The organism is Streptomyces reniochalinae (assembly GCF_003323735.1).
In the GTDB taxonomy this organism is placed as follows: Bacteria; Actinomycetota; Actinomycetes; order Streptomycetales; family Streptomycetaceae; genus Streptomyces; species Streptomyces reniochalinae.
The window spans coordinates 54,439-80,575 of the sequence record NZ_QOIM01000045.1 but is presented as its reverse complement, the minus strand read 5'-3'; the positions used below and the strand labels follow the sequence as shown (position 1 = coordinate 80,575).

The window sequence follows — 26,137 nt, the reverse complement described above, 5'->3', positions numbered from 1 at the left end:
GGCGGCGCTGCCGGAGCCGTGGACGGCGGTCCTGGCGGCGGCGCGGCAGACGCGGGTGGCGGAGGCGGAGTATCCGGAGGCACAGCCGGAGCCCCCGGAAGGGTGGGCGGAGCCTCCGGAGGAGCGGCCGGAGCCCCCGAAGGAGCAGGCGGAGGTTCCGAGGGAGGAGCCGGAGCCTCCGAAGGGGCAGGCGGAGCCGACGAGGAGACAGGCGGAGCCGACGACGGGGTAACCGGAGCCGTCGAGGGGGCGGGCGGGGCCGTGGGGGCCGCCGGGGCTCCGCAGGACATGCAGAACCTGGCCTCGGCGGGCGAAGCGGCCCCGCAACGGGGGCAGGGGGACGGCGGCGACGACATGGCGCTCCGATGCGTTCCGGGGACGAGGCGGCGCGAGAGTGCGACCGCGCGTGTACGTGCAGACACGCATTGCACACCCATGGTTCCGCGCCCGCGCCTTAGCCGGAAGCGAATTTATCCAAGCGCAACCCGCGGGGGAACGGCCGCCGTCGACGGGGCGTCAGGAGCGGGGCTTGAACCCCCGGTGCAGCGCCACGATGCCGCCCGTCAGGTTGCGCCACGCCACCCGGGCCCAGCCCGCGTCCTGCAACCTGGCGGCGAGGCCGGGCTGGTCGGGCCACTCGCGGATGGACTCGGCGAGGTAGACGTAGGCGTCGGGGCTGCTGCTGACCCGCCGGGCGATCGGCGGCAGTGCTCGCATCAGGTACTCGCTGTAGACCGTGCGCAACGGCGTCCACGTCGGGTGGCTGAACTCGCAGACGAGCACCCGGCCGCCCGGCTTGGTGACCCGGTGCAGCTCGGCCAGCGCGGCGTCGACATCGCTGACGTTACGGAGCCCGAAGGAGAGGGTCACCGCGTCGAACGCGCCGTCGGCGAACGGGAGCCGGGTCGCGTCCCCTGCCGTGAACGGCATCCAGGGGTGGCGCTGCTTGCCCTCCCGCAGCATGCCGAGGGAGAAGTCGCAGGGGACCGTGAAGGCGCCCGCCTCGACGAACGGCAGCGAGGAGGTGGCCGTACCGGCGGCCAGGTCGAGCACCCGCTCGCCGGGGCGCGCGTCCACCGCGTCGGCGACGGCCCTGCGCCACAGCCGCGCCTGGCCGAGCGAGAGCACGTCGTTGGTCAGGTCGTACCTGGCCGCCACGTCGTCGAACATGGCGGCGACCTCGTGCGGCTTCTTGTCCAGGGTTGCCCGGGTCACTGTCGTCTCGTCCGCCTGTCAGTTCGCGTCGATCAGGGCCAACTCGGGGTGCGCGGTGCCCCCGTCGATGGCGGTGGAGGACAGATGGGAGACGACCTTGTCGTCCACCGGGTCGTTCGCCGGGTCGTCGTGCACCACCAGGTGTTCGTAGGTGGTGGCACGCTGCGCCGGGACGCGGCCCGCCTTGCGGATGAGGTCGATCAGCTCCATCCGGTTGGAGCGGTGCCGGGCGCCCGCCGAGGAGACGACGTTCTCCTCCAGCATCACCGAGCCCAGGTCGTCGGCGCCGTAGTGCAGCGACAGCTGGCCGATGTCCTTGCCCGTGGTCAGCCAGGAGCCCTGGATGTGGGCGACGTTGTCGAGGAAGATCCGCGCGATGGCGATCATGCGCAGGTACTCCAGGACCGTCGCCTGCGTCCGCCCCTTCAGGTGGTTGTTCTCGGGCTGGTAGGTGTACGGGATGAACGCGCGGAAGCCGCCCGTGCGGTCCTGCACGTCGCGGATCATCCGCAGGTGCTCGATCCGCTCGGCGTTGGTCTCGCCCGTGCCCATCAGCATCGTGGAGGTGGACTCCACACCCAGCCCGTGGGCGATCTCCATGATCTCCAGCCAGCGCTCGCCCGACTCCTTGAGCGGCGCGATGGCCTTCCGGGGCCGGGCGGGCAGCAACTCGGCGCCCGCGCCCGCGAAGGAGTCCAGCCCCGCGGCGTGGATGCGCTCGATCGCCTCCTTCGGGCTCACCCCGGAGATCCGCGCCATGTGCTCCACCTCACTGGCCCCCAGGGAGTGGATGACCAGCTGCGGGAACGCCTTCTTGATGGCGGCGAAGTGCTCCTCGTAGTACTCCACGCCGAAGTCGGGGTGGTGGCCGCCCTGGAACATGATCTGGGTGCCGCCCAGCTCCACCGTCTCGGCGCAGCGGCGCAGGATGTCGTCCAGGTCGCGGATCCACACCTTGTCGCTCTTCGGCGAGGCGTAGAAGGCGCAGAACTTGCACGCGGTCACGCACGAGTTCGTGTAGTTGATGTTCCGCTCGATGATGTACGTGGCGATGTGCTCGGTGCCCGCGTACCGGCGCCGTCGCGCCTTGTCGGCGGCGGCGCCCAGGGCGTGCAGGGGCGCGCGGCGGTAGAGGTCGAGCGCCTCCTTTGGGGTGACACGTCCGCCGGTGGCGGCGCGGTCGAGGGCGGAGAGCAGGTCGGCTTCCGACGCGTGCGCTGTCACCGTGGCGTCCCTCCAAAGGTCGCGCGTTTCGCACATTTCGATACACCTCGCCGCTTACCACCAGCACAGCGGCGCCCGACCAGCCTACGCCAGGGGTTCTCAGCCGATCTTGCGGAGTGTCCCCGAGGCGTCCCCGTTGCCGTCACCGTGCGTCTGGAGGCGCAGCCGGTCGTTCTCCCGCAGCGTGAACTCCTCGTCGGGGCTGCCGGGCGCGCACAGCGGGGAGCTGGGCTCGCTGCCGGAGGCGTCGGCCACCATGCGCTTGCCCGACGCCGAGACGAGGGTCCACTCCGAGGAGCACTCGGTCCCGCCCAGCTCGGCGGTCCCGGTGGCCACCGTGTCGCCCTTGCCACCCTGCTTGATGGTGACCGTCAGCGTGCCCACCGGGATGCCGCGCTCGGAGTAGAGGTCGCCCCGCCACTTGCCGAGGAAGCCCTTGGGCACGGTGGCGGGGCCGCCCCCGCCGGCAGGCGGATCCTCCTTTGAGCCCCCGCTCGATCCGCCACCGCCTGAGCCCTTCCCCGTGGGGTCGTCCTTCGGGGGCGGCTCGGCCGAGTTGTCGTGCCCGGAGCCGCCGGTTCCGGGCAGGATGCCCGCGAAGTAGGTGCCGAACAGCGCCGCCGCGACCACGCAGGCGAGCGAGAGCACCAGCGTGCAGCTGACCCGCCGCCGACGCCGCGCACCGGGCCCGTTCTCCCCCGGCGCCGGGGTGCCCGCGCCGCGCTCGATGACGAGGCCGTTACCGCCGGCACCGCCTGGGGGAGGACCGGCGGGGGTGGTGGGTGCGGACGCGGGCGTTCCGGCTGCGGTGACGGGGTGGGCGACGGCCTCGCCGAACGAGGGGTCCGGCGGGCCGAACCCCGTCCCGTGCGCGGCCGGCGGCGGGGTGCCCGGCGGCGACGCGGGGGCCGGTGGCACGAGGCCCGCGTCAGGTCCGTACGCGGGCGTCGTGAACGGCACCGGGCCCGAACCCCGCGGGGTCTGCGGCTCCAGCTCCAGCAGTTCGACGGCGCGCCTGCTCACCTGTTCCACGATCGGCCCGGGCAGCCAGCCGCTGCGCACCAACCCGGCGGCGCCCGACGCACCCGCCAGCTCCCCGGCGAGGGCGCCGGTGGAGGGCCGTACGCGCGGGTCCTTGGACAGCGCCCGGGTCACGGTCTCGCGAAGCCCGTCCGGCAGGCCGTCGAGCCGGGCTTCGCCGTGTACGACGTGGTAGAGCAGCGCGGCGGAACTGTCCCCGGGGAAGGGCGCCTCGCCCGTCGCCGCGTACACCAGCACGGCGCCCAGCGCGAAGACGTCGGTGGACCCGGCGACCTGCTCGCCGAGGATCTGTTCCGGCGCCATGTAGCCGGGCGAACCGACCGAGACGCCGCTGGAGGTGAGCGAGGCCGTCCCGTCCTTGGCCCGCGCGATGCCGAAGTCGATCAGGCGAGGACCGTCCAGGGTGAGCAGCACGTTGGAGGGCTTCACGTCGCGGTGCACCAGGCCGAGACCGTGCACATGGTCCAGCGCCTCGGCGAGCCCCGCCCCGACCGCGCGCACCGTCGGCTCGGGCAGCGGCCCGTGCTCGGCGACGGCCTGCGCCAGCGAGGGTCCCGCCACATAGCCGGTGGCCACCCACGGGGTGGGTCCGTCGGTGTCGGCGTCCAGCACCGGTGCCGTCCACGCGCCGCCGACCCTGCGCGCCGAGGCGACCTCGCGCCGGAAGCGGTGCCTGAACTCCTCGTCCACCGCGTGGTGCGGGTGGACGACCTTCACCGCGACGGTGCGGCCACTGGTCGAACGGGCGAGGTACACCCTGCCCATCCCGCCCGCGCCCAGCCGGCGCAGCAGGCGGTACTCGCCCAGCGACTGCGGATCCTCAGGCTCCAGCGGCTGCATCGTGCCCCCCTCGTCGCTGCCCCGCACCCTCCCCTCGGGCACCTTCCCTCCGGGTCCCCTCGGGCGCCACCAGCTTAGGCGCAGCCTCCGAGGCCGGCCCGGGCGCGGGCAGCGTCCGACGCGGGCGGCGTCCGGCGCGGCGGCACAGGGCGCCGGCTCACTCGGCCGGGGCGCGGCTCTCCCGGTTCAGGGCCGCAGCATCTCGACCCGGACGTCCGGCGGGAACCCGGTCGTCGCGCCGGTGCGGCGGGCGAACTCGGACACGCCCTCCAGCTGCCGCTCGCCGAAGCGGAAGTCGAGAGTGGTGAAGTACTTCTCCAGCACCTTCGGGTCGAAGACCTCGTACCGCGCGGCGTGCTCGGCCACCTGGTCGACCTGCTCCATGGCCAGGTCGCGGGAGTCGAGGAAGGCGCGGTGGGTCTCGCGGACCGTCTCGGGGGAGCGCGCGAGGAAGTCGCGGCGTACCGCCCAGACGGCGAAGACGAACGGCAGGCCCGTCCACTCCTTCCACAGCCGGCCCAGGTCGTGCACCTGGAGGCCCTCCTCCGGCAGCCGGTGCAGGTAGGCGCGCAGGCCCACGTCGCCGATGACGACGGCCGCGTCCGCCTCCTTCATCATCCGCTCGAGGTCGGGCTCGCTGGTGTAGTAGTCCGGCTGGACGCCGTAGCGCTCGGCCAGCAGCAGCTGGGCGAGCCGCACGGACGTGCGCGAGGTCGAGCCGAGGGCCACCCTGGCGCCGTCGAGCTGGTCCAGCGGCACGCGGGAGACGATCTCGCACGACATGACGTCGCCGTCGCAGCCGACCGCGATGTCGGGGAGCGCCACCAGGTCGTCGGCGTTGCGCAGGAACTCCACGAGGGTGACGGGCCCCATGTCGAGCCGCCCGTCGATGATCATTTCGCTGAGCTTCTCGGGGGTGTCCCGAGTCAGGTCGAGGTCCAGCAGGGTGTGCGTGTGGACCAGGCCCCAGTACAGCGGGAGACAGTTGAGGAACTGGATGTGCGCGACGCGGGGGCGGGTGCGCACATCCCTCGAATCAGCCGGTTTAGCAGTCACTCTCCGGAGAGTACGCCCCGGAATATCGGGTTTCCCACGAGGGGCGCGGTGGCCTGCGCACCCGCCGGTCACCGGGCGGCGAGCGGCCCTCGGCAGCCGGCTCCCAACCCAGTGATCTTCGACCCTTCCACCGTCGGCGCCCCCGTGCTAGTCTCGCTGCAAGTTGCAGTTTGGTTTCCCTTGCAGTACAGAGCCTGCGGAGCATGTGACCGCGGGCTCTCGTCGTTTTCAGGCTTCTTAGTGGGTTCTGGGAGCAGGGACACCCTTATAGGCCCAAGGAGGGCTTATGGCTACCGGAACCGTGAAGTGGTTCAACGCCGAAAAGGGCTATGGCTTCATCGCCCAGGACGGTGACGGTCCCGATGTCTTCGTCCACTACTCCGCTATCAACGCATCCGGGTTCCGCTCGCTCGAGGAGAACCAGACGGTGACGTTCGACGTGACGCAGGGGCCCAAGGGCCCGCAGGCTGAGAACGTCACCGCGCAGTAGGTCCCTGCGACGTACGCAGCACCCCAAGGAGCCCCCGCCGACGGCGGGGGCTCCTGCCTTTGTGTGTGCCTGTGCGGGCTGCTTTCGTATGTGCTCGTGCTGCTCGCTCAGCAGCCGCGCTGCTCGTAGCCCGTGATCGCGGCGACCTTCTCGGCGGAGGCGGAGCTCTCGTCGAAGCGGTGGTCGAGCCACTCGGCCGCCAGCGTCCTGGCCAGCTCCAGGCCGATGACGCGCTGCCCGAAGCAGAGGACCTGCGCGTTGTTGCTGAGCACGGAGCGCTGCACGGAGTAGCTGTCGTGTGCCGTCACGGCGCGGATGCCGGGCACCTTGTTGGCGCTGATGGCGACGCCGAGACCGGTGCCGCACACGAGCAGCGCCCGGTCCGCCTCGCCCTCGGCGACGCGGCGGGCGGCCTCGACGGCGACGTGCGGGTAGGCGGTGTGCTCGTCGCTGCCGACGCCGACGTCGGTCACCTCGGCGACGCGGGCGTCGCCCTCCAGGTCCTTCTTGAGGGCTTCCTTGTAGTCGAGTCCCGCGTCGTCACAGCCGACGACGACACGGAACGGCCGGGGCGCTGCGGGGTCGGTGCTCATGGTGCGTTCCTCCAAGGGGAGCGTCTGGTACGTCGCGCGGTGCGATCCCCCGGCCGGTGCCGACGCGGTGCGGCCCGCACCGGATCGGCACCGGCCGGGTCCGGGTCAGTCGGTCAGAGGGGTGGTCGCCGACACCTCGGTCAGGACCATGGCCAGGGAGGTGGCGCCCGGGTCCGGGGTGCCGAGACTGCGTTCGGCCAGCGGCCGGGCCCGGCCCAGCTTCGGGCGCAGCTCGGCGGTGGCCTCGGCCGCGGTGCGCGCCGCCTCGGCGGCCGCGGCGAACGCCTCGGCGGCCGAGGCGCCGGCGTCGGTCCGCTCGGCGAACGCGGTCACGAACGGGGCGAGCGCGTCGACCAGCGTCTTGTCGCCGGGCTCCGCCTTGCCGAGCGAGGTGACCGCCGCCAGCGCCGCCCGGGCCCCTGCCACCAGTTCGGCGGCCTCGGGCGCGCGGTCGGCGGGCAGCGCAGAGCCGAAGGCACGCAGGCCCGCGCCCCACAGCGCCCCCGACGTGCCGCCCGCCTCGGCCGCCCACGCGTCACCGGCCGCGCCCAGCAGGGCGGCCGGTGCCGCGTCGCGCTCGCGCTCCCGCTCGGCGGCGGCGAGGGCCGCGTCCACGCCCTTGCACATCCCGCGCCCGTGGTCGCCGTCGCCCGCGACCGCGTCGAGCCTTCCGAGGGCTTCTTCCTGGTCGTGGAGGAGGGTGTGGGCCGCGCGGAACGCCTCCACGGCGGCGGCCAGAGTGGTGAGCGCGGCTCCTGTCGCGGTCCCGGCCCCGCTGCCGGGCGCCGGGCCGGCCGCGGGGGTGCCGCTCGCGCGGGCGGTCCGCCGCGCGGGGGCGGCCTCCCGGGCCGGCGCCGCCTGCCCGTCGGCCATCCGGCCCCGCCGGAACGCGGGGGTGTCGGCCGGGGCCAGCCAGAGGCGTTCCAACTCCTCGTCCAGCCAGGTGAGGGTGAGGGAGCAGCCGGCCATGTCCAGTGAGGTGACCAGCTCGCCCACCTCGGGCCTGATGAGGTCGAGCCCGGCGTCGGCGAGCCGCTCGGCCACCGAGGCCCACAGGACGTACAGCTCCTCGTACTTGGTGGAGCCCAGGCCGTTGAGGAGGACCGCCACCCGGTTGTCGTCCGCCGCCTCGGCGGGCCGCTCGGCCAGCAGCCCCTCCACCAGCGTGCCGGCCAGTTCGTCGGCCGTCGCCAGCTCGCTCTCGCTGACGCCGGGCTCGCCGTGGATACCCAGGCCCAGGCCCAGCTTGCCCTCCGGAACGGTGAACAGCGGTTCGTGCTGGCCCGGAAGCGTGCATCCGGCGAAGGCGACGCCCAGGGAGCGGGTGCGCGCGTTGGTGCGTTCGGCGACGCGGACGACCTCGTCCAGCGAAGCGCCCTCCTCGGCCGCCGCCGAGGCCGTCTTGTAGACGGTGAAGCCGCCCGCGATGCCGCGCCGCTTGGCGGCGTCGGCCGCGGGGGCGCTCGCCACGTCGTCGGTGACGGCGAAGCACCGGGCCGGTATGCCCTCGTCGGTCAGGCGCTGGGCGGCCTGGCCGAAGTTCATGACGTCGCCCGCGTAGTTGCCGAACAGGAACAGGACACCGGCGCCGGATTCGGCCTCGGTCGCCACGGAGTGGGCCTGGGCGGCGGACGGTGAGGTGAAGACGTTGCCGATGACGGAGCCGTCGGCGAAGCCCTCGCCGACCACGCCGCAGAAGGCGGGGTAGTGCCCTGAGCCGCCGCCGGTGAGGACGGCGACCTTGGGTGCGTGGGGGCGGGCCGCCCTGACCACACCGCCGCCACCGGGCGCGGCCCTGACGTGCTCGGGGTGCGCCGCCGTGAAGCCCTTCACCAGGTCGTCGGTGAAGCGGGAGGGGTCGTTGAATATCCGGGTCATGTGTGTGCTCCAGCTCGTCCTTCGTGCCCTGTCCCCATCCGTGGCCGCGCCGGCCGCGCCCCGGCGCGGGCCTCGCCGGTGGTCACCAGGACTGGCGGGCCTTTTCGAGGGTGTCGAGGTAGCGGTGGTAGCCGTCTTCGTAGAAGGCGACCGCGTCGGGGTCGGCGCGGGAGACGCGGGCGAAGGAGGAGGCGGGGGTCCCGGGTGCGGTCCCGAGCGCGTCCCAGGCGACGCGGGCCGCTCCGCGGATGCCGACCGCGTCCTCGCGGACGTGGACGTCGCGGCCGAGGACTCCGGCGAAGACGCGCCCCCACTCTCCGGAGCGCGCGCCGCCGCCGCAGGCGGTGATGTCGCCTGCCACGCCGAGGGTTTCCAGGCAGTGGCGGGCGGAGTAGGCGACCGCTTCGCACAGGGCGCGGACCAGGTCGGCGCGGCCCGTGAGGGGGGAGAGCCCGTCGAGACGGCCGCGGGCGCGGGCGTCGACGAAGGGGGCGCGTTCGCCGCTGGTGGACAGGAAGGGGAGGGCGGTGACGCCGCCGGCGCCGTAGGGGGACTGGGCGAGCAGCGCGTCGAGTTCCTCGATGCGCACGCCGAGCATGCCCAGCAGCCAGTCGAGCCCTGCCGTGCCGATCATGGCGGGCATGACGCGCAGGTAGCGGTCGGTGTAGGGGGTGGCGAGGACCATGCCGGCCGGTTCGCCCGAGCCGGGTGCGGGGTCGGCGGCCAGGACCTGGCAGGCCAGGGTGGTGCCGATGATGAGGTTGCCCTGGCCGGTCTTCTCAAGGCCCGAGCCGAAGCCGCAGGCGGGGATGTCGAAGGGGCCCGCGCTGACGGGCAGGCCCGCGGGAAGGCCGAGTTCGGCGGCGACCTTGGGCAGCAGCCCGAAGAGGGCGCCGGGGGGCGCGGGTTCTGCCAGGAGTCCGCGCCAGTCGGTGAGGCCGCACAGGTCGAGTGCCTCGTCGTCGTAGGTGCGGGTGGAGACGTCGAGGAAGGGGACGGAGGCGTCCGAGGCGTCGACGGTGCGTTCGCCGGTGAAGCGCTGGGTGATGGCGTCCACGCAGTAGCCGGCGGTCTCGGCGGCTGCCAGCCGGTCGGGTTCGTGTGCGGCGAGGTGGGCCAGGAGGGGGCCCGCCGCGCCGGGGAACATGCCGGCTCCGGTGCGGCGGAAGACCGCGTCGGTGGTGCCGTCGGCGCTCCAGCCCTCCAGCACGGGCGCGGCACGTCCGTCCATCCAGGACAGCGCGCGGCCGACGGGGCGGCCGCGCGCGTCGCGCAGCCACAGGCCGTCGCCCTGCCCGGTGAGGGCGAGGGCTTCGACGGGCTCGTCGGGGGCGAGCTGTGCGGCGTCGGCGACGGCGGCCCGCACGACGGTGACGACCGTGCCGATGACCTCGTCCATGTCCTGCTCGACGCGGTTGCCCGGCAGCGTGTAGAGGGTGCTGCGGGCCTCGTGCGCGGGGCCTGTGCGCCCGTCGCGCGCGACGAGCTGGGCCTTGGTGACCGAGGTACCGACGTCGACCCCGACGATCATGGCTACCGTCCTCCGTCGAGGGTCTGCGGGTTGACGACGTACTCGGGGCGTTCGCCGCGCAGGTGGGCGGCGGCCTGTGCGGCGGTGATGGCGGCGGCGCGGTCGGCGGTCTGCCGGGTGGCGCCGGCCAGGTGCGGGGTGGTGATGACGTTCGGCGCCGCGTGCAGCGGCCAGTTCGCGGGCGGCGGTTCGACGTCGTACACGTCGAGGGCGAGGGCGCCCAGGTGTCCCGACTCCAGCAGCGCGGGCAGCGGTGCGTAGTCCATGAGTTCGCCGCGCGCGGAGTTGACGAGGACGGCGCCCTGGGGCAGCAGCTTGAGGTTGTCGGCGTGCAGCATGTGCCGCGTCTCGGGGGTGACGCGGGCGTGCAGGCTGACGACGTAGCTGCGGCGCAGCAGGTCGTCGAGAGCGACCAGTTCCACCCCGTCGGCCGCCGCCTTGGCCGGGTCGGTGTAGGGGTCGGCGACCAGGACGCGGGAGCCGAAGGCGCGCAGGACGCGGGCGACGATGGAGCCGATGGCGCCGTAGCCGACGAGGCCGACGGTGGTGCCGTCGAGTTCGATGCCGGCGTTCTCGATGGCGTAGTAGTCGCCGCGCCAGGTGCCCTTCTTCAGCTCGGCGTCGGAGGCGGGGATGCGGCGCAGCGCGGCGAGCATCAGGCCGAGGGCGAACTCGGCCGCGGCGGCGGCGTTGCGGCCCGGGGTGAAGGTGACGGGGATGCCGGCGCGGGTGGCGGCCTCGACGTCGACGTTGACGGGGCCGCCGCGGGCGACCGCGATCAGCTTCAGGTTCGGAGCCTCGCGGATGACGCGGTCGGTGAAGGGCGCCATCTGCACCAGGGCGATCTCGGCGTCGCCGAGGGCTTCGAGCAGCTCGTCCTCGGTGCCGGACGCCTCCTTGACGTTGCCGACGGGCCCGAAGGGGGTGTGCGGCCACGGGGTGGTCTGGGTGCGGAAGGCGAGCTCCGCGCCGGGCGCCGCGGTCCTGAGCGCGTCGACGAACAGCTGGGGGGCGATGAAGTGGTCGCCCGAGGCGAGGACCGTGGTCGCACCGGTCGCGCCCGCGGCGGGTTTGGGGTCCGTCATGCCCGGTCACCTTCCTTTTCCTTGAGCTTGCCGAGCAGGTAGCGGCGTACGGCGTCGTGGTCTGTGGCACAGTAGGCGGCGCCCGCCAGCGCGTCCTCGGCCGGTGGGTAGCCGGGGTTGGGGATGGCGACGACGGTCATCCCGGCAGCGGCGGCGGCGCGCAGCCCGTTGCTGGAGTCCTCGACCGCCAGGCAGTCGGTGGCGGGGACGCCGAGCTTGTCGGCTGCCGCGAGGTAGACGTCCGGGCTGGGCTTGCCGCGGGGCACCTCGGCGCTGGAGACGGTCGCCTTGAAGTGGTGGTCGACCCCGTGGTGGGTCAGTACGGCGTCGATGACGCGGCGCGGCGCGGACGAGGCGAGCGCGATCGGGCCGAGGGCCGCGGCGTCGGTGATCATCTCGCGGGCGCCGGTCAGCAGCTCGATCTCGCCGTCCTCCAGGGCCTTGATCATGCCGTCCACGACGGAGCGCTCGGTCTCGGCGACGCTGTCGCCCGCGCCGGCGAAGTCGGTGAGGAAGGCGGCCCACTCGGGGGCGCTCATGCCCTGGCAGCTCTTGGTCTGCTCCGGGCCCCACTGCCTGCCGCGTTCGGCGGCGAACGCGCTCCACAGCCGCTCCCAGAGATGCTCGCTCTCGACGAGCACTCCGTCCATGTCAAACACCACTGCATCGGCCACGGCCGGAACTCCTCACATTCGGCTCCCAGCAAATTAACACCGGTTTTGTTATCTGTCACTTGTGACCTGATACGCGTCCCAGGAGGGATGTGAGGCGCGGAGCGGTCCGGGGGCCGACGGGTGTGGCGCCGGGTGCAGGATGGTCCGTATGACCGCCCAGGGAGCAGCGCGCGCCTCGCGCCAACAGCGTCAGCAGCAGATCGTCGACCACGTGCTGGCCAAGGGCGACGCCTCGGTGGCGGAACTGACCGAGCTGACCGGCGTCAGCGTGATGACCGTGCACCGCGACATCGCCGAGCTGGCCGACCGCGGCATCCTGCGCAAGTACCACGGCGGCGTCTCGGCCCAGCCCTCCACCGTCTTCGAGTCCAGCTCCGACTTCCGGCTGCACGCGCACACGGGCGAGAAGGACGCGCTGGCCCGGGCCGCGCTCGACCTCGTGGCCCCCGGCATGTCGCTGATGCTGGACGACTCGACCACCGCGCTGGCGCTGGCCAAGCTGCTGCCGCAGGTCGGGCCGCTGACGGTGGTCACCAACTACCGGCTGATCACCGAGGAGCTGCGGGCCGCGGACGACATCCGACTGATCGGCATCGGCGGCGAGTACTCGCGCACCCACGACTCCTGGATCGGGCTCTCCGCACTGGAGATGATCAAGAGCTTCTCGGTGGATCTGACCCTGGTCTCCACCTCCGCCATGACCGGCACGATGACCTACCACCAGGAGCAGGAGATCGTCGCGCTCAAGCGGGCGATGCGCCTCGCGGGCTCGGTGAGCGTGCTGCTGATGGACCACAGCAAGGTGGGCCGGAGCGCGCTGCACCGGCTCGACCCGGTGGACGCCTTCGACCACGTGGTGCTGACAGGACCCGTCGACGACGAGCCCGTGGCCGAGATGCGCAAGCTGACCGACGTACGCGTGGTAACGACGTAACAAAAGATTCCGTTACCTTTAACACTCCTCTTGATATTTCTCGCGGCCGGGCTGAGGATCTGCGGTGCACCAACTGGTTACCTCAGAGCGGAGGCCCCCGATGACGGATGCAGCGACGCGTGTGCCCGACAGAGGGCTGCTCGATCGCATAGGGCTGCCCAAACCCCTGGTCCTCGGGTACGTCGGCGTCCTGCTGTTCATGATCGGCGACGGGGTCGAGAGCGGCTTCATCGCCCCGTACATGGCCGACCACGGCGCGGGCACCGACGTGAAGGCCGGCTACGTCATCACCGTCTACGGCATCGCCGTGATGCTGGCGTCCTGGTTCTCCGGAGCGCTCTCCCAGGTGTGGGGCCCGCGCAAGGTCATGTGGGTAGGGCTGGGCATCTGGGCGGTCTTCGACGCGCTCTACCTGGTCTTCGCGCTCGGCACCGAGAACTTCCCGCTGATGCTGCTCTTCTACGGCATCCGCGGCTTCGGCTACCCGCTGTTCGCCTTCGGCTTCCTGGTGTGGATCACCGGCAGCGCGCCCAAGGCCCGGCTGGGCACCGCCGTCGGCTGGTTCTACTTCGCCTTCACCGGCGGCCTGCCCACCCTCGGCTCCCTGTGGTCCAGCTTCACCATCCCGCAGATCGGCGAGATGGGGACCCTGTGGACCGCGCTCGGCCTCATCCTGATCGGCGGCGCCATCGCGCTGGTCGGCGCCAAGAAGCGGGGCGGCGGCGAGCGGCTGGCCGAGCCCGGCATCACCACGGGCCAGTCCCTCTACAACAGCGTCTCGATCGTGTGGACCCACCCGCGCGTCCTGGTCGGCTGCCTGGTGCGGGTCATCAACACCGCGCCCGAGTTCGGCATGCTCGTCTACCTGCCGCGCATCTTCTCCGACGACGTCGGCTTCGGCACCGACAAGTGGCTCCAGCTGCTGGCGATCATCTACGGCACCAACATCTTCTTCAACCTCATCTTCGGCGCCCTCTCCGACAAGATCGGCTGGCGGACCACCATCGCCGGATTCGGCGCCCTCGGCTGCGCCATCAGCGTCACCGTCCTCTACTTCGTGCCCACCTGGCTCGGCCCCGACTACTACTGGGTCGCCGTCCTGGCCGGCATGCTCTACGGCGCCACGCTGGCGGGCTTCGTGCCCATCTCCGCGCTCATCCCCAACATGGCGCCCGAGAACAAGGGCGGCGCCATGGCCCTCCTCAACCTGGGTGCGGGCGGCGCCACCTTCGTCGGACCCGCCATCGCCTCCCTCTTCCTCCCCCTCGTCGGCGCCGGCGGCGTGACCATCGTCTTCCTCGCCCTCTACCTGGTCGCCCTCGTGCTGACCCTGTTCCTCAAGATGCCGGAGGAACAGGGTGCCGCGAAGGACGAGCCGGCCGCGCCGCGACCGCAGGCGACCACGGCGGTGTGACGCGGGCCCGGCCCCGCGACCACGCGGGGCCGGGCTTCCGGGCTTCCGGGCTTCCGGGCTTCCGGGCTTCCGGGCTTCCGCGAAGGTCCGGGCTTCCCTGTGGGGGTCAGCCCAGGGTGTAGGAGAAGGTCACCGCGACCTTCTCCTGGCCGTGGCGGACCTCGTAGGAACCGTCACCGGTCAAACCGGTGAGCGCTGCGGTGGCTGAGCCGGGGGCGACGTCGAAGGTGCAGCGGATGGTGCCGTCCTCGTCGAAGGTGCCGGACTGCCGGATGACGGCACCCGAACTCGCCGGAGAACTCGACGTCTCCGTGCGGACCGTCTACCGGGACATCGACGCGCTCAGCGCCTCCGGTGTCCCCGTCTACGCCGACCGCGGCCCGGCCGGCGGCTACCGCCTCATGGACGGCTACCGCACCCGGCCGACCGGACTGACCGACTCCGAGGCGGGCTCGCTGTTCCTGTCCGGACTCCCAGGCGCCGCCGAGGAACTGGGCCTCGGCGCCGTTTTGACCACCGCCCAGCTCAAGGTCCAAGCCGCGCTGCCCACCGCCCTCGCCGAGCACACCCGGCGCGTCCAGAACCGCTTCCACCTCGACGCACCAGGATGGTTCCGGAACGCCGACCCGGTGCCGCACCTGGAGGCCGGCTGGATCGAGACCGACCTCGACGTCGAGTCCCAGCCCGTCGCCGTCTGCGACCTCCTCGGCCTCGGCGCCGAAGCCGAGGTCCTGGGCCCACCCGCCCTGCGGGCCGCCATGACCGAGGCGGTCACGGCACTGTCCGCGCGCTATGCGATATGAGCGCTTTCCCCAACTTCGCCCCTCTTGAGCGGAATTGTACTACCGTCGATACTTCCGCCGGGCTGAGCATGGACCGGGGAGAGAGGACGTAAGCCGCCGCCGCGCTGTCTTTCCCGCCCGCGGGTCGGTAGTTCCACACCTTCCACGAAGGAGCGCGGCATGCCGCAGAGAAGAGTGGTCACAGGCAGGAGCCAGGAGCCCAGGAAACGGTTCGCGGAGGAGCTGCGGCTACTGCGGGCCGGCAGCGGTGAGAGCCTGCGCCGGCTCGGTGAGGTCCTCGGCTGGGACTGGTCGCTGTTCGGCAAGATGGAGAGCGGGGAGACCCTCGGCGGACCCGAGGTGGTCGAGGCCCTCGACCAGCACTACGGAACCTCCGACCTCCTCCTCACCCTCTGGGAACTCGCCCTCGCAGACCCTTCACAGTTCCGCGAACGCTATCGCCGGTACATGAGCTTGGAGGCCGAGGCCATCAGCTTGTGGCACTACGCGGTGAGCAACTTTCACGGCCTGTTGCAGACTCCTGCGTACGCACGGACCTTGCTGGCCGCAGGCGGCCTGACGGGCACCGAGCTGACCCGGCAAGTGGAGGCGCGCATGGGGCGACAAACACTGCTGGACCGGGAGGGGGCGCCCAGGTTTCGCGCGATCCTTTCGGAGGCGGCGCTACGCACCCCGTTGGAGGAGCCGCAGGCGTGGCACCAGCAGCTCCGGCACCTGGTAGAGATGGGCGAGCGGCAGAACGTCGTACTGCACGTCGTACGGGACAGCGGCGGTCTGCACGCACTGACCAACACGGACACCATGTTCCTCCGCACCACGGACGGCCGTACGGTTGCATGGGTTGAGACCGGTTACTCCGGTGACCTCGTGGAGGCAACGTCCGCTGTGGAGCGCCTACAGCTCGGTTACGACGCCGTGCGCGATCGCGCCATGTCCCCCGCCGAGTCCCGGAAGTTCATCGAGCGAATGCTGGAGGAAGCGCAGTGCGCATAACGAACCTGAGCACCGCAGCGTGGCGCAAGAGCTCACACAGCAACCAGGACGGCGGCGCCTGCGTCGAGGTGGCCGACAACATCCCCACCCTCGTCCCCGTCCGCGACAGCAAAACACCGGACGGGCCCCACCTCGCCTTTGAGGCAGCCGCCTGGACCACGTTCGTCAGCGCTCTCCGGCAGGAACGACTCGGCGGTTGAGCACGGCCCGATGAGGGGCCGGGGACGGGTGTCCCTGCGCACCCTGGCCCTCACCGCGGTCGTGGTGCCCGTCTCCGCGTACGCGCTGATACCGGCACTGAATCGCCTCGCCGCCCGCGTGTTGCGCTCCTGACTAACGCATCAGTCAGGGGTGCAACGCCCTGGATTTTCCGGTAGTTAACCGGACAAAAGGGCACGTAACACTCGGCACGTTATTGCGGTTATCTCAATGCGTCCCTACGGTGGTCGGCATGCGGCACACAGCGGGCGACAGGATCGAGGACAGCGCGGGCGAGGTCGCCGAGCGGGTCAGGAAGGTCGTCGAGGCTGCCGGGTGCACCCAGCGGGAGTTCGCCCGGCGGGTCGTCATGGACCCCTCCAAGCTGTCGCGCGCGCTCAGCGGCACGCGCCGGTTCACCGTCGCGGAGCTCGCCCGTATCGCCGACGCGGGTGAGGTGGACGCCGGGTGGCTGCTCGGCTCCCCCAACGCGGAGGCGGCCTCCCCCAACGCGGAGGCGACCCCACCCGGCACAGCGCCGGCCTCCCGCAGCGCGGTGCCCGCCTCCCCGGAGACGGTCACCGCCCCGCCAGCCGCCGCACCGTCTTCCGTCACGTCGAGGGAGCCCCTACTCCCCTCCGCGGGGCGCCCGTTGCAGATCGTGCGGGAGACGGTGCGGTTGATCGCCGAGCACGGGTTCCACGCCGTGCGCGTCGCCGACATCGCGGCCGCCTGCGACGCGAGCACCGCCGCCATCCACTACCACTTCCCCGGCCGTGCGGAGCTGCTGGAGGCGGCCGTGCGGTGGTGCATGGACGAGGACACCGCCAGCCGTGCGGCCCGCATCGCCGAGGCGGGGGCCGGGAACGCCGCCGTCGAGCTGCGCGAACTCCTCGCGTTGCAGACGCCGCGCACCGCTCAGCAGCGCAGGCAGTGGCTGGTGTGGCTGGACCTGTGGGCGGAGGCGGCGCGGTCGACCGCGATCGGCCGGCTGCACGTGGACTACTACCGCCAGTGGCGCACCACCGTCGCCGACGTCATCCGGCGCGGCATCGCCCAAGGCGTCTTCTGTGACGTGGATCCCGAGTTCAGCGCCCTGCGCCTGACCGCGCTCATCGACGGTCTGGCCTCGCAGGTCCTGGCCAGCGCCGCCGGCGCGGAGGACGCCGCAGGCGCGGGCGCCCGCCCCGACACCGGCCCCGACGACATGTACGCCGCGCTGCTCGCCCACGTCCGCACCGAGCTGCTTTCCGAGACCGACGAGAGCCTCCTCACGCTCTGAGACGTCCCCTTCGCCGTCTCCCCGGCACCCCCTTCGGCGCCTTGTCCGAGCGCCGTCCCACACCCCCGACCGTCCATACGGAGGTATCGCCATGCCCATCACCGAGAACGTCATCATCACCGCGGCGCTCACCGGCGCCGGTGACACCGTCGGGCGCAGCCCGCACGTGCCGGTCACTCCGGAGCAGATAGCCACCTCGGCCGTGGAGGCGGCCGAGGCCGGTGCCGCCGTCGTGCACATCCACGTCCGCGACCCCGAGACGGGCAAGCCCTCCCGGGAGCGGCACCTCTACCGCGAGGTGCTGGAGCGGATCAAGGAGACGGGCACCGACGTCGTCATCAACCTGACGGCCGGCATGGGCGGCGACCTCGTGCTCGACGCGGACCAGCCGCTGGAGAAGGGCGCGCTGGACGGCACCGACCTGGTGGGCGGGCTCGACCGGCTCCCCCACGTCGAGGACCTGCTCCCCGACATCTGCACCCTGGACTGCGGCTCCCTCAACTTCGGCGACCAGCTCTACATCTCGACCACGGAGATGCTGCGCAAGGGCGCGCGCCGCATCCAGGAGCTGGGTGTGCGGCCCGAGTTGGAGATCTTCGACACCGGGCAGCTGTGGTTCGCCAAGCAGCTGCTCGACGAGGGGCTGCTGGACGAGCCGACCCTCTTCCAGCTGTGCATGGGCATCCCGTGGGGCGCGCCCGCGGACCCGGGCGTGCTCCAGTCGATGGTCAACTTCCTTCCGTCCGGCGCGCAGTGGGCGTCCTTCGCGCTGGGCCGCATGCAGATGCCGTGGGTGGCGCAGTCGATCCTGCTCGGCGGCAACGTGCGGGTCGGTCTGGAGGACAACCTGTACCTGTCGCGGGGTGTGAAGGCGACGAACGCGCAGCTCGTCGAGCGTGCCGTGCAGATCACCGAGTCCCTCGGCGCGCGGGTGGCCTCGCCCGACGAGGCGCGCGAGCAGCTCAGGCTGAAGCCCCGCGCCTGACGCTCTCGGCCCCCTCCCCCACCCCTTCCACCTCAGGAGCACCACCACATGACCACCCCTCCCACAGAGCCCACCGGCGTCACCAAGGTCACCTGCGTCGGCGCGGGTGTCATCGGCGGCGGCTGGGTCGCCCACTTCCTGGCGCGCGGCTACGACGTGACCGCCTGGGACCCGGCACCCGACGCGCGGGAGAAGCTGCGCCGCCTGGTGGACGCCGCCTGGCCCGCGCTGATCCAGCTCGGCCTGGCCGAGGGCGCGTCCCGCGACCGGCTGACGATCGCCGGCACGCTCGAAGAGGCGTGCGCCGAGGCGCAGTTCGTGCAGGAGAGCGCACCGGAGAAGCTGGACCTCAAGCGCGACCTGCTCGCCCGGCTCGACGCGGCGACACCCCCGGGGGTCGTCATCGCCTCCTCGACGTCGGGCTACCCCATGACGGACATGCAGACCGAGGCGGCCGACCCGAGCCGGCTGCTGGTCGGCCACCCGTTCAACCCGCCGTACCTGATCCCGCTGGTGGAGGTGGTGGGCGGCGAGCGCACCGCCGGCGAGGCCGTCGAGTGGGCCTCGCGGTTCTACGAGGTGGCGGGCAAGTCGGTGATCACCATGGACCGCGAGGTCCCCGGCTTCATCGCCAACCGCCTCCAGGAGGCGCTGTGGCGGGAGGCGCTGCACATGGTGGCCAACGGCGAGGCCACGGTGAAGGAGATCGACGACTCGATCACCGAGGGGCCCGGACTGCGCTGGGCGTTCATGGGGCCGTGTCTGACCTTCGCGCTCGCGGGCGGCGAGGGCGGAATGGGCCACATGCTCGACCACTTCGGTCCTTCCCTGAAGTCGCCGTGGACCCGCCTGGAGGCGCCGGAGCTGGATGCGGCGCTGCGGGACGCGATGGTGGACGGCTGCGACGAGGCGGCGGAGGGCCGCACGATCGCGGATCTGGTCGCCGAGCGGGACCAGGGCGTCATCGACGTGCTGCGCGCGACCGGCCGGCTGCCGAAGGGCGGAGCGGAATGACGGGTCGGCCGCTGCCGCTGTTCCACCAGACGGTCCGCGCGGAGTGGATCGACTACAACGGCCACATGAGCGAGGCCTTCTACGTCCTGGTGTTCGGCCACGCGACGGACACGATGATGGACGCCGTCGGTCTGGATCCGGCGTACCGGGAGAGTTCCGGTTGTTCGCTCTACACGGTCGAGGCGCATGTGCGGTACCTGAAGGAGGTGCCGGAGGGCACCCCGCTCGCCGTGCGGACGCGGATCCTCGGCGTGGACGGCAAGAAGCTGCGCTTCGCCCACGAGATGTACGCCGGTGACGCGGCCGGCGGCCAGGAGGCCGGGCAGGACGGAGACGCGGAAGCGGTCGCCAGCATCGAGCTGTTCGCGCTGCACGTCGGCGCTCAGGGCAGCGCGCCGTTCCCCGAGCCGGTGCGCGAGCGGCTCACCGCTCTGCTGGAGGAGCCCCCCGCCTGGGCGGGGCGCGCCATCGGCCCGGTACCGCGCGCCGTCTGACGCGCCCAAGGGGGCCGGCAGGGACGCGAGGACAGCTCCCCGCCGGCCCCCTCATGCCTCTCCGACCCTCTCCGACCCCCTTCCGACCAGCGGCCTGTGGAGGGTGACGGGTGAGAGGCCGTGTTGACGTTCCCGGGGCGCCGCTCCCACAATGACCTCCATGGTCGCGCACTCCTCTTTCCCGCTCGGACGCCTCGGCGTCCCGTGGCGGCGTGGGTGCGAGCGATCCGGTCTCTAGCTGGGGCCCGGCTTCGCAGGTGCGTCGCGGAGCCACGGAACCAGTCCGCCCACGCGGCGCTTTCACCCCGACCGGATCCCTCTGGAGGACCCTTCCCATGAGCATCACCACCCCTGGTACTGCCACGTCCACTCCCACTACTCTGCGTGACGCCCGCGTTCCCGAGGGCGGCCTCTACGAGGGCGTGCGCACCCTGCGGCCCTACCCCGAGGGCTGGCAGGAGCGCCCGTACGAGCTGATCGAGGTCGTTCCGCAGACGCGGGTCATCGGCGCGGAGATCCGCGGCGCCGACCTGACGCGGCCGCTGAGCCCGGCGCTGCGCGAGGAGCTGAACCGGGCGCTGCTGGAGTGGAAGGTCATCTTCTTCCGCGGCGCGGACCTGGCGCCCGAGCAGCAGGCCGCGTTCGCCCGCCACTGGGGCGAGCTGGAGACCAACCCGCTGCTGGCGCGCGGCTCCAGCGACGAGATCGTCCGCTTCGAGAAGGCCGCGGACAGCGCGGGGACGCGTCCGACGTACGAGAACGTCTGGCACACGGACGTCACCTTCCGCGAGCGCCCCGCCATGGGCGCGGTGCTCCAGCTGCGGGAGGTGCCGCCGATCGGTGGCCACACGATGTGGGCGGACATGGCCGCCGCGTACGACAACCTGTCGCCGCGGGTGAAGGAGCGGATCGACGGCGCGACGGCGATGCACGACTTCATCCCCGGTTTCGCGCGCTTCACCTCCGCCGAGCGGCTGGCCGAGCTCCAGGACGAGTTCCCGCCGGTCGAGCACCCGGTGGTGCGCACACACCCCGAGACCGGGCGGAAGATGCTGTTCGTGAACACCTCGTTCACCACGCACATCGTGGGCATGGACCGTGCGGAGAGCGACCGCCTGCTGGCCGAGCTGGTGCGCCAGGCGCACGTGCCCGAGTACCAGGTGCGGTTCGCCTGGCAGCCCGGCGACATCGCCTTCTGGGACAACCGCGCCACCCAGCACTACGCGCTGTTCGACTACATGGGGCACCGCCGCGTCGCCGAGCGCGTCGCCGTCGTCGGCGACCGCCCCTTCTGACCGGACCGCACGTGCGAGACAGCCTCCTGTAGGCGCACCCGCCCGCCGCCGATTTCCGGACGATTCCCCCTTCGCCCCGTGGCGCGGACTCCTGACGCGTCAGTACCGTCGAGTCAGCCGGCCTCACGCTCCGGCGCACCGCGGAGTTGGGAGTGGGCCATGGAGTCGATCCGTACGGCGTCGGCCGGCGGGCGGGGCGCGAGGCGCGGGAGACGGCTTCGCGGCCGCACCGCGGCGGGCGCGGTGGTCTCCGCGCTGGCCGCGGTGGCGCTGACGGGCGCGGCACCGGCGACGGGAACCGGACGGACGGCGGGATGGACGGCCGGCAACGGTGCCGCGACCGCGGTCGGGACGCCGGAGCCGCCCGGGCGCGGTGGCGGCCCCGGCGCCGTGCTGAGCGCGGAGCCGACCAGCTTCCAGTCCTGGCCCGGCGTCCCCACCGCCGCCTCCGCCTGGAAGATCACCTACCGCTCCACCGGCGCGGACGGCCGGCCCAACGCGGTCTCCGGCACGGTCCTGGTACCGCACGACGGCAGGGGCGGCCCGCGCCCCCTCGTCACGTACGCCGTGGGCACCGTCGGCATGGGCGACCAGTGCGCGCCCTCGTCCGGCTTCCCCGACGGGACGACCACCGAGGCGCCGCTCGTCAACGCGGCGCTCGTGCGCGGTTACGCGGTGGCCGTCACCGACTACGAGGGGCTCGGCACCCCCGGGGACCACACCTACACGGTGGCCCGCGCCGAGGCCACCGCCGTACTGGACGCCGCGCGGGCCGCCCAGCGGCTGCCCGGAGCGCGGAAGCTCGGCGTCGGCCCCCGCTCACCGGTCGGCATCATGGGCTACTCCCAGGGCGGGCAGGCCAGCGCGAAGGCGGCCGAGATCGCCGCCTGGTACGCGCCGCGACTGGACGTCAGGGGCACGGCCAGCGGTGGTGTCCCCGCCGATCTGAGCCAGGTGGCCGAGGCCAGTGACGGCGGGGACAACGCCGGGTTCGTCCTGATGTCGGCGATCGGCCACGACGCGGCCTTCCCCCGTCTGCATCTGGAGAAGTACCTCAACGCGAAGGGCCGGCGGCTGACCGGGACGGCCCGCGACGCCTGCGCGAGCGAGATCCTCAAGGCGGCCGCGGGCACCCGCCTCGACGACCTGACCGTGACGAACCCGCTCCGGCGCCCGGACTGGCACGCCAGGATCGCCGCCGACACGCTCGGTGGGCGTGCCCCGGCCGCGCCCACCTTCGTCTATCACGGAGAGGCCGACGAGGTCGTGCCGTACGCCCAGGGCCAGGGGCTGCGCGCCCGCTGGTGCGCCAGGGGCAGCGCCGTCAGCTTCCGGTCGTTCCCCGGCTCCGACCACGTGGGCACGGCCGTCGCGGGCAACGCCCCCGCGCTCGCCTGGCTCGGTGACCGCTTCGCGGGCGAGCCCGCGCCGGACGACTGCCCCGCGTAGGCCGCCGGGCGGGCGCACGGGTTCGTCCGCCCCGCCCCGGCGGACACCGCCGCGCTCACTCCACCGTCAGCAGCGTCTTGCCCCATGCCTCGCGGGCCTCGATCGTGGCGTGCGCCCTGGCCGCGTCCGCCAGCGGTAACGTCTGGCCGACGACGGGCGAGAGGCGTCCCCCCGCGGCCTCGAACAGCGCCCGGTCCAGCAGCGGTTCCGCCTGCTCGGGGGGAAACCGGACCTGCTCGATACCGGTGATCCGCCCGCCGACCGCGCCGCCCGGCACGTGGGGCAGCGGCGGGGTGAAGAACGCCTCGTCGCGCCGCACCTGGGTCTCCAGGAAGAGCACGTCGGCGTAGGCCACGTCGATGACGACCTGCCCGGGTCCTGCCACCGGGCCGGGCAAGTCGACTGCTCGCAGGACGTCGGGTCCGCCGAACCGCTCCAGTTGGACAGCGCGCATCGTGACCAGACCACTTCCCCGCTTCTCGCGCTCCGCGCGTCTCGGCCGCGCCCCTCGCGGGTCCCCCGCGAGGGGCCGAACGGGAAGAAGTCTTCAACTTCAACCGAAGTTCAAGTCAATCGGCGGCCGGCGTCCGCACCTCGTCGCGGATGCCGTCGACGCGGTCGGCCCACTTCTGCAGGTCCACGTCCTCGGGGTCGACCGAGTAGGTGTCCAGGCTGTCCTTGGCGACGTAGGCGGCGGTTCCCGGATCGCTCCAGGCGCACACGGGTATCGTCAGCTTCCGCCCCTGCTGCGTCTTGACCAGCACCTCGCAGGTCAGCGGCTCGTCGGAGCCCGTGGGGGTGTAGTCGCGGCGCTTGACGGCCACGTCCATGGCCGAGCCGGACTCCATGCCGTCCATCATCTGGTTCTTCGACACCTCCGGGTTGCCGTAGTCCTCGCCGCTGGCGGCGCCGTAGAGCAGACGCGAGGTGCCGGCGGCGTCGGCGTAGGAGCCCAGGTGGGCCTCCTCGCCCGGGTTTCCGGTGTCGACCGAGTCGCTCAGGTCGTCCTTGAGCTTGTACGAACCGCCGTCCAGCGTCTTGGGGAACGCCAGTTCGTACTGGGTCTTCGAGGCGGTCGGGCTCGGCGTCGGTTCCTCGGCGTCCTCGGACGGCCCGGTGTCGTCGGCGGGCGCCTCGGAGTGCTCCGACTTCGCCTTGTCCCCCTTGTCGTCGTCGTCACCGGAGACGGCCAGCAGCGTCCCGGCGACCGCGAGCGCCACGACGAGCACAGCCCCCACCACGAGGGCGACCACCTTGTTGCTCCGGTTCGGCGGCGGCCCGGGCGGCGGACCGCCGTACGGGCCGCCCGGACCCGCGGGGCCCGCCGGACCCCCGGGGCCCGGATATCCGGGCTGCCCGAAACCACCGGCGGGCTGCCCGAAGCCGCCGCCGGCGGGCTGGCCGAAGCCGCCACCGGACTGCCCGAAGCCGCCTTGCGGCGCTCCGAAGCCCTCACCCTGCGGCGGGCCGAAGCCCCCTTGGGGCGAGGGCTGCTGCGGCTGCTGCGGCTGCTGGCCGGGGGGCTGGCTCGGCGGCTGCGGAGGGGTCGTCATCCCGTTCCTCCCGACACGAGGGAGGCGCGTACCAAGCCGATCCCCCGACTCGTTCTCCCTGGTACTCCTTTCACGGTACCGCCGTCCCGCCGACACGTGACCGACGGGTGGCCCGTCATACGGCCTTCCGGCACCGGGCGCGCCCCCTCAGCCGCCGTACAACTGGTCGATCTGGTCCGCGTAGTCCCGCACGATGGCCGCACGGCGCAGCTTCATCGACGGTGTCAGGTGCCCGCCCTCCTCCGTGAAGTCGCGCGGCAGCACGACGAACCTGCGGATCGACTCGGCGCGCGAGACCTGCGAGTTGGCCTCGTCGACCGCCTGCTGGAGGTTGCGCAGCAGGTCCTCGTCGGCCACCAGGTCGGCCACGGACAGGTGTTCCTTCTTGTGCATCCGCTGCCAGTGCGCGAGCCCGTCGGGCTCCAGCGTCACCAGCGCCGCCACGTACGGGCGGTTGTCACCCACCACCAGGCACTGGCTGACCAGCGGATGGGCCCGCAGCCAGTCCTCCAGCGGCGCGGGCGCCACGTTCTTGCCGCCCGAGGTGATGATGAGGTCCTTCTTCCGCCCCGTGATGCTCAGGTACCCCTCCGAGTCCAGCGCCCCCAGGTCGCCGGTGGGCATCCAGCCGTCGGTGTCCGCGTGCGGGACGGCGCTCTCGGACTCCGCGTCCCAGTAGCCGCGGAAGACGTGCTCCCCCTTGATGAGCACCTCACCGTCGTCCGCTATCCGCAGCGACGTGCCGGGAACGGGCCAGCCGACCGTGCCCAGCCGTGGTTTGAGCGGCGGGGTGGCCGTGGTCGCCGCCGTCGTCTCGGTCAGCCCGTACCCCTCGTAGATCGTCACGCCCGCGCCCTCGAAGAACGCGGCCAGCCGGTGGCCCAGCGGGGAGCCGCCGCAGATGACGTAGCGGCAGCGCCCGCCCAGCGCGGCCCGGATCCGCCGGTAGATCAACGCGTCGTACAGCCCGCGCGCCGCCCGCAGCCCGACCCCGGGGCCGCCGCCGAACCCGTGCTCCTGTGCCTCGACCGCCTCCCCGTACCGCTGCGCGATCCGCGCCCCCCGGTCGAAGGAGGAGGCCCGGCCCATCTTCTCCGCCGTCGCCCGCCCGGTGTTGTAGACCTTCTCCAGCACGTACGGGATGCCCAGCAGGAACGTCGGGCGGAATCCGGCCAGGTCGGCCAGCAGGTCGTCCGTCTTGATACTCGGCGCGTGCCCGAGCCGCACCCGCGCCCGCAGGCAGCCGATCGCCACCATCCTGCCGAACACGTGCGACAGCGGCAGGAACAGCAGCGTCGAGGGCTCCTGCGACGTGACCGACTTGAAGACCGGATGCAGCAGCTCGATCGCGTTGTCCACCTCGGCGAAGAAGTTCCCGTGCGTGAGCACACAGCCCTTCGGGGCTCCCGTGGTGCCCGAGGTGTAGATCAGCGTCGCCACCGACTGCGGTGACAGGTCGGCGCGGCGCTCGGCCACCAGCGCGTCGGGCACCTGCCGCCCCGCGTCCACCACGTGGGAGACCGCGCCCGAGCTGAACTGCCACAGGTGCTCCAGCGCGGGCAGGTTGCCGCGCTCGGCGCTCAGCAGACGCGTCTGCTCCACGTCCTCCACGAAGCAGGCGCGGACCCGCGCGTCCTGGAGGATGTGGCGGGCCTGCGAGGCCGACGACGTCGGGTACACGGGCACCGTGATCAGGCCCGCCGCCCACGCGGCGAAGTCCGTCAGCGTCCACTCGTAGGTCGTACGGGCCATGATGGCGACCCGCTCGCCCGGCTGGAGGCCCAGCGCGATCAGGCCCTTGGCCATCGCCAGGACCTCCGCGGCGAAGTCGCCGGCCGACGTGGCGTACCAGGATCCGTCGGGGCTCTTGCGGCTGAACGCCGGCTGCTGGGGTGCCTCGGCGGCGTTGGTGAACGGGATGTCGGCGAGGGAGCCGGTGGTCACCCGCGGTGCCAGCGGCGGCACCGAGACCTCGCGGACACGGTCGGCCTCCACGGTGGTGCGCGGCGGCGTGAGGGTGGGCGGCTGCGGCATGGTGCGGCTCCTTGGTGGTCGGTGGGTGGGATCCCCCGGCCCCTCCCCCGGACTCCGTCCGG

General features: G+C 72.6%; 25 protein-coding genes. 12 read left to right on the top strand and 13 right to left on the bottom strand.

The window, feature by feature from the left end:
• Window positions 1-516: 516 nt before the first annotated feature.
• From DQ392_RS29765 to DQ392_RS29750, 4 genes are all read right to left on the bottom strand, one after another.
• Window positions 517-1,215 carry a demethylmenaquinone methyltransferase gene (locus tag DQ392_RS29765; protein ID WP_114018817.1) on the bottom strand — a complete coding sequence of 233 codons (699 nt, stop codon included), beginning with the start codon at window positions 1,213-1,215 and terminating at the stop codon, window positions 517-519.
• A gap of 18 nt (window positions 1,216-1,233) precedes the next feature.
• The gene (mqnC, locus tag DQ392_RS29760) at window positions 1,234-2,475 is read right to left on the bottom strand and encodes a cyclic dehypoxanthinyl futalosine synthase (RefSeq protein WP_114018816.1); all 1,242 of its coding nucleotides are present in this window, start codon (window positions 2,473-2,475) and stop codon (window positions 1,234-1,236) included.
• Window positions 2,476-2,538: 63 nt separating this feature from the next.
• Window positions 2,539-4,320 (bottom strand): serine/threonine-protein kinase, encoded by a 1,782-nt coding sequence (locus DQ392_RS29755; RefSeq protein ID WP_114018890.1) that lies wholly within the window; start codon window positions 4,318-4,320, stop codon window positions 2,539-2,541.
• A gap of 186 nt (window positions 4,321-4,506) precedes the next feature.
• Complete coding sequence (locus DQ392_RS29750) at window positions 4,507-5,346, bottom strand: menaquinone biosynthetic enzyme MqnA/MqnD family protein (RefSeq protein WP_114018815.1); 840 nt, start codon at window positions 5,344-5,346, stop codon at window positions 4,507-4,509.
• 316 nt (window positions 5,347-5,662) lie between these two features.
• On the opposite strand from DQ392_RS29750, the gene DQ392_RS29745 reads away from it, so the two are divergent.
• Complete coding sequence (locus DQ392_RS29745; RefSeq protein ID WP_027739251.1) at window positions 5,663-5,866, top strand: cold-shock protein; 204 nt, start codon at window positions 5,663-5,665, stop codon at window positions 5,864-5,866.
• Between the two features lie 107 nt (window positions 5,867-5,973).
• Here the strand turns inward: DQ392_RS29745 and DQ392_RS29740 are convergent, their stop codons facing one another.
• The 5 genes from DQ392_RS29740 to DQ392_RS29720 form a co-directional block, all read right to left on the bottom strand.
• Complete coding sequence (locus DQ392_RS29740) at window positions 5,974-6,459, bottom strand: ribose-5-phosphate isomerase (RefSeq protein ID WP_114018814.1); 486 nt, start codon at window positions 6,457-6,459, stop codon at window positions 5,974-5,976.
• A 105-nt stretch (window positions 6,460-6,564) separates the two neighbouring features.
• Window positions 6,565-8,337: a dihydroxyacetone kinase family protein gene (locus DQ392_RS29735; RefSeq protein WP_114018813.1), complete on the bottom strand. Its 1,773-nt coding sequence runs from the start codon at window positions 8,335-8,337 to the stop codon at window positions 6,565-6,567.
• A gap of 82 nt (window positions 8,338-8,419) precedes the next feature.
• The gene (locus DQ392_RS29730) at window positions 8,420-9,868 is read right to left on the bottom strand and encodes an FGGY-family carbohydrate kinase (protein ID WP_114018812.1); all 1,449 of its coding nucleotides are present in this window, start codon (window positions 9,866-9,868) and stop codon (window positions 8,420-8,422) included.
• A gap of 2 nt (window positions 9,869-9,870) precedes the next feature.
• Window positions 9,871-10,953 (bottom strand): 2-hydroxyacid dehydrogenase, encoded by a 1,083-nt coding sequence (locus tag DQ392_RS29725; protein WP_114018811.1) that lies wholly within the window; start codon window positions 10,951-10,953, stop codon window positions 9,871-9,873.
• On the bottom strand, window positions 10,950-11,627 hold the full coding sequence (locus DQ392_RS29720) for an HAD family hydrolase (protein ID WP_114018810.1): 678 nt from the start codon (window positions 11,625-11,627) through the stop codon (window positions 10,950-10,952). The genes DQ392_RS29725 and DQ392_RS29720 overlap by 4 nt, the downstream gene beginning before the upstream one ends.
• 148 nt (window positions 11,628-11,775) lie before the next feature.
• Between DQ392_RS29720 and DQ392_RS29715 the strand changes: the two genes are divergently transcribed.
• Window positions 11,776-12,561, top strand: coding sequence for a DeoR/GlpR family DNA-binding transcription regulator (locus DQ392_RS29715; RefSeq protein WP_114018809.1), 786 nt, complete (start codon window positions 11,776-11,778; stop codon window positions 12,559-12,561).
• A 100-nt stretch (window positions 12,562-12,661) separates the two neighbouring features.
• Window positions 12,662-13,975, top strand: coding sequence for an MFS transporter (locus DQ392_RS29710; protein WP_114018808.1), 1,314 nt, complete (start codon window positions 12,662-12,664; stop codon window positions 13,973-13,975).
• A 106-nt stretch (window positions 13,976-14,081) separates the two neighbouring features.
• Here DQ392_RS29710 and DQ392_RS29705 read toward each other — a convergent pair whose 3' ends face one another.
• Window positions 14,082-14,213 (bottom strand): DUF3224 domain-containing protein, encoded by a 132-nt coding sequence (locus tag DQ392_RS29705; RefSeq protein ID WP_245982138.1) that lies wholly within the window; start codon window positions 14,211-14,213, stop codon window positions 14,082-14,084.
• Here DQ392_RS29705 and DQ392_RS29700 point away from each other — a divergent pair.
• From DQ392_RS29700 to DQ392_RS29660, 9 genes are all read left to right on the top strand, one after another.
• Entirely contained in the window at window positions 14,212-14,778 is a 567-nt protein-coding gene (locus tag DQ392_RS29700; RefSeq protein ID WP_114018807.1) for an HTH domain-containing protein, read from the top strand. The genes DQ392_RS29705 and DQ392_RS29700 overlap by 2 nt on opposite strands.
• A gap of 159 nt (window positions 14,779-14,937) precedes the next feature.
• Complete coding sequence (locus DQ392_RS29695) at window positions 14,938-15,771, top strand: helix-turn-helix domain-containing protein (RefSeq protein ID WP_114018806.1); 834 nt, start codon at window positions 14,938-14,940, stop codon at window positions 15,769-15,771.
• Window positions 15,762-15,971, top strand: a complete 210-nt coding sequence (locus tag DQ392_RS29690) for a DUF397 domain-containing protein (RefSeq protein ID WP_114018805.1) — start codon at window positions 15,762-15,764, stop codon at window positions 15,969-15,971. Before DQ392_RS29695 ends, DQ392_RS29690 begins: the two co-directional genes overlap by 10 nt.
• Before the next feature lie 251 nt (window positions 15,972-16,222).
• Window positions 16,223-17,251: a TetR/AcrR family transcriptional regulator gene (locus tag DQ392_RS29685; protein WP_114018804.1), complete on the top strand. Its 1,029-nt coding sequence runs from the start codon at window positions 16,223-16,225 to the stop codon at window positions 17,249-17,251.
• Between the two features lie 91 nt (window positions 17,252-17,342).
• Window positions 17,343-18,236 carry a beta-keto acid cleavage family enzyme gene (locus DQ392_RS29680; protein ID WP_114018803.1) on the top strand — a complete coding sequence of 298 codons (894 nt, stop codon included), beginning with the start codon at window positions 17,343-17,345 and terminating at the stop codon, window positions 18,234-18,236.
• Window positions 18,237-18,284: 48 nt separating this feature from the next.
• Window positions 18,285-19,250 carry a 3-hydroxyacyl-CoA dehydrogenase NAD-binding domain-containing protein gene (locus DQ392_RS29675; RefSeq protein WP_114018802.1) on the top strand — a complete coding sequence of 322 codons (966 nt, stop codon included), beginning with the start codon at window positions 18,285-18,287 and terminating at the stop codon, window positions 19,248-19,250.
• Window positions 19,247-19,744 (top strand): thioesterase family protein, encoded by a 498-nt coding sequence (locus DQ392_RS29670; RefSeq protein ID WP_114018801.1) that lies wholly within the window; start codon window positions 19,247-19,249, stop codon window positions 19,742-19,744. Before DQ392_RS29675 ends, DQ392_RS29670 begins: the two co-directional genes overlap by 4 nt.
• 335 nt (window positions 19,745-20,079) lie before the next feature.
• Window positions 20,080-21,039 (top strand): TauD/TfdA dioxygenase family protein, encoded by a 960-nt coding sequence (locus tag DQ392_RS29665; protein WP_181856633.1) that lies wholly within the window; start codon window positions 20,080-20,082, stop codon window positions 21,037-21,039.
• A gap of 159 nt (window positions 21,040-21,198) precedes the next feature.
• Window positions 21,199-22,488: a lipase family protein gene (locus DQ392_RS29660; RefSeq protein ID WP_114018800.1), complete on the top strand. Its 1,290-nt coding sequence runs from the start codon at window positions 21,199-21,201 to the stop codon at window positions 22,486-22,488.
• A 55-nt stretch (window positions 22,489-22,543) separates the two neighbouring features.
• Here DQ392_RS29660 and DQ392_RS29655 read toward each other — a convergent pair whose 3' ends face one another.
• The 3 genes from DQ392_RS29655 to DQ392_RS29645 form a co-directional block, all read right to left on the bottom strand.
• A complete protein-coding gene (locus DQ392_RS29655; RefSeq protein ID WP_114018799.1) occupies window positions 22,544-22,942 on the bottom strand; it encodes a zinc-binding dehydrogenase in 399 nt (132 codons plus the stop codon).
• Window positions 22,943-23,057: 115 nt separating this feature from the next.
• Entirely contained in the window at window positions 23,058-24,041 is a 984-nt protein-coding gene (locus DQ392_RS29650) for a hypothetical protein (RefSeq protein WP_114018798.1), read from the bottom strand.
• Between the two features lie 147 nt (window positions 24,042-24,188).
• Complete coding sequence (locus DQ392_RS29645) at window positions 24,189-26,075, bottom strand: AMP-dependent synthetase/ligase (RefSeq protein ID WP_114018797.1); 1,887 nt, start codon at window positions 26,073-26,075, stop codon at window positions 24,189-24,191.
• Window positions 26,076-26,137: the final 62 nt, after the last annotated feature.

Coding starts and splice junctions, on each gene's coding strand:
- mqnC (WP_114018816.1), bottom strand. CDS start 2,475: ATGTGCGAAACGCGCGACCTTTGGAGGGACGCCACGGTGACAGCGCAC.
- DQ392_RS29755 (WP_114018890.1), bottom strand. CDS start 4,320: ATGCAGCCGCTGGAGCCTGAGGATCCGCAGTCGCTGGGCGAGTACCGC.
- DQ392_RS29745 (WP_027739251.1), top strand. CDS start 5,663: ATGGCTACCGGAACCGTGAAGTGGTTCAACGCCGAAAAGGGCTATGGC.
- DQ392_RS29740 (WP_114018814.1), bottom strand. CDS start 6,459: ATGAGCACCGACCCCGCAGCGCCCCGGCCGTTCCGTGTCGTCGTCGGC.
- DQ392_RS29735 (WP_114018813.1), bottom strand. CDS start 8,337: ATGACCCGGATATTCAACGACCCCTCCCGCTTCACCGACGACCTGGTG.
- DQ392_RS29730 (WP_114018812.1), bottom strand. CDS start 9,868: ATGATCGTCGGGGTCGACGTCGGTACCTCGGTCACCAAGGCCCAGCTC.
- DQ392_RS29725 (WP_114018811.1), bottom strand. CDS start 10,953: ATGACGGACCCCAAACCCGCCGCGGGCGCGACCGGTGCGACCACGGTC.
- DQ392_RS29715 (WP_114018809.1), top strand. CDS start 11,776: ATGACCGCCCAGGGAGCAGCGCGCGCCTCGCGCCAACAGCGTCAGCAG.
- DQ392_RS29710 (WP_114018808.1), top strand. CDS start 12,662: ATGACGGATGCAGCGACGCGTGTGCCCGACAGAGGGCTGCTCGATCGC.
- DQ392_RS29700 (WP_114018807.1), top strand. CDS start 14,212: ATGGTGCCGTCCTCGTCGAAGGTGCCGGACTGCCGGATGACGGCACCC.
- DQ392_RS29695 (WP_114018806.1), top strand. CDS start 14,938: ATGCCGCAGAGAAGAGTGGTCACAGGCAGGAGCCAGGAGCCCAGGAAA.
- DQ392_RS29685 (WP_114018804.1), top strand. CDS start 16,223: ATGCGGCACACAGCGGGCGACAGGATCGAGGACAGCGCGGGCGAGGTC.
- DQ392_RS29680 (WP_114018803.1), top strand. CDS start 17,343: ATGCCCATCACCGAGAACGTCATCATCACCGCGGCGCTCACCGGCGCC.
- DQ392_RS29675 (WP_114018802.1), top strand. CDS start 18,285: ATGACCACCCCTCCCACAGAGCCCACCGGCGTCACCAAGGTCACCTGC.
- DQ392_RS29670 (WP_114018801.1), top strand. CDS start 19,247: ATGACGGGTCGGCCGCTGCCGCTGTTCCACCAGACGGTCCGCGCGGAG.
- DQ392_RS29665 (WP_181856633.1), top strand. CDS start 20,080: ATGAGCATCACCACCCCTGGTACTGCCACGTCCACTCCCACTACTCTG.
- DQ392_RS29660 (WP_114018800.1), top strand. CDS start 21,199: ATGGAGTCGATCCGTACGGCGTCGGCCGGCGGGCGGGGCGCGAGGCGC.
- DQ392_RS29655 (WP_114018799.1), bottom strand. CDS start 22,942: ATGCGCGCTGTCCAACTGGAGCGGTTCGGCGGACCCGACGTCCTGCGA.
- DQ392_RS29650 (WP_114018798.1), bottom strand. CDS start 24,041: ATGACGACCCCTCCGCAGCCGCCGAGCCAGCCCCCCGGCCAGCAGCCG.
- DQ392_RS29645 (WP_114018797.1), bottom strand. CDS start 26,075: ATGCCGCAGCCGCCCACCCTCACGCCGCCGCGCACCACCGTGGAGGCC.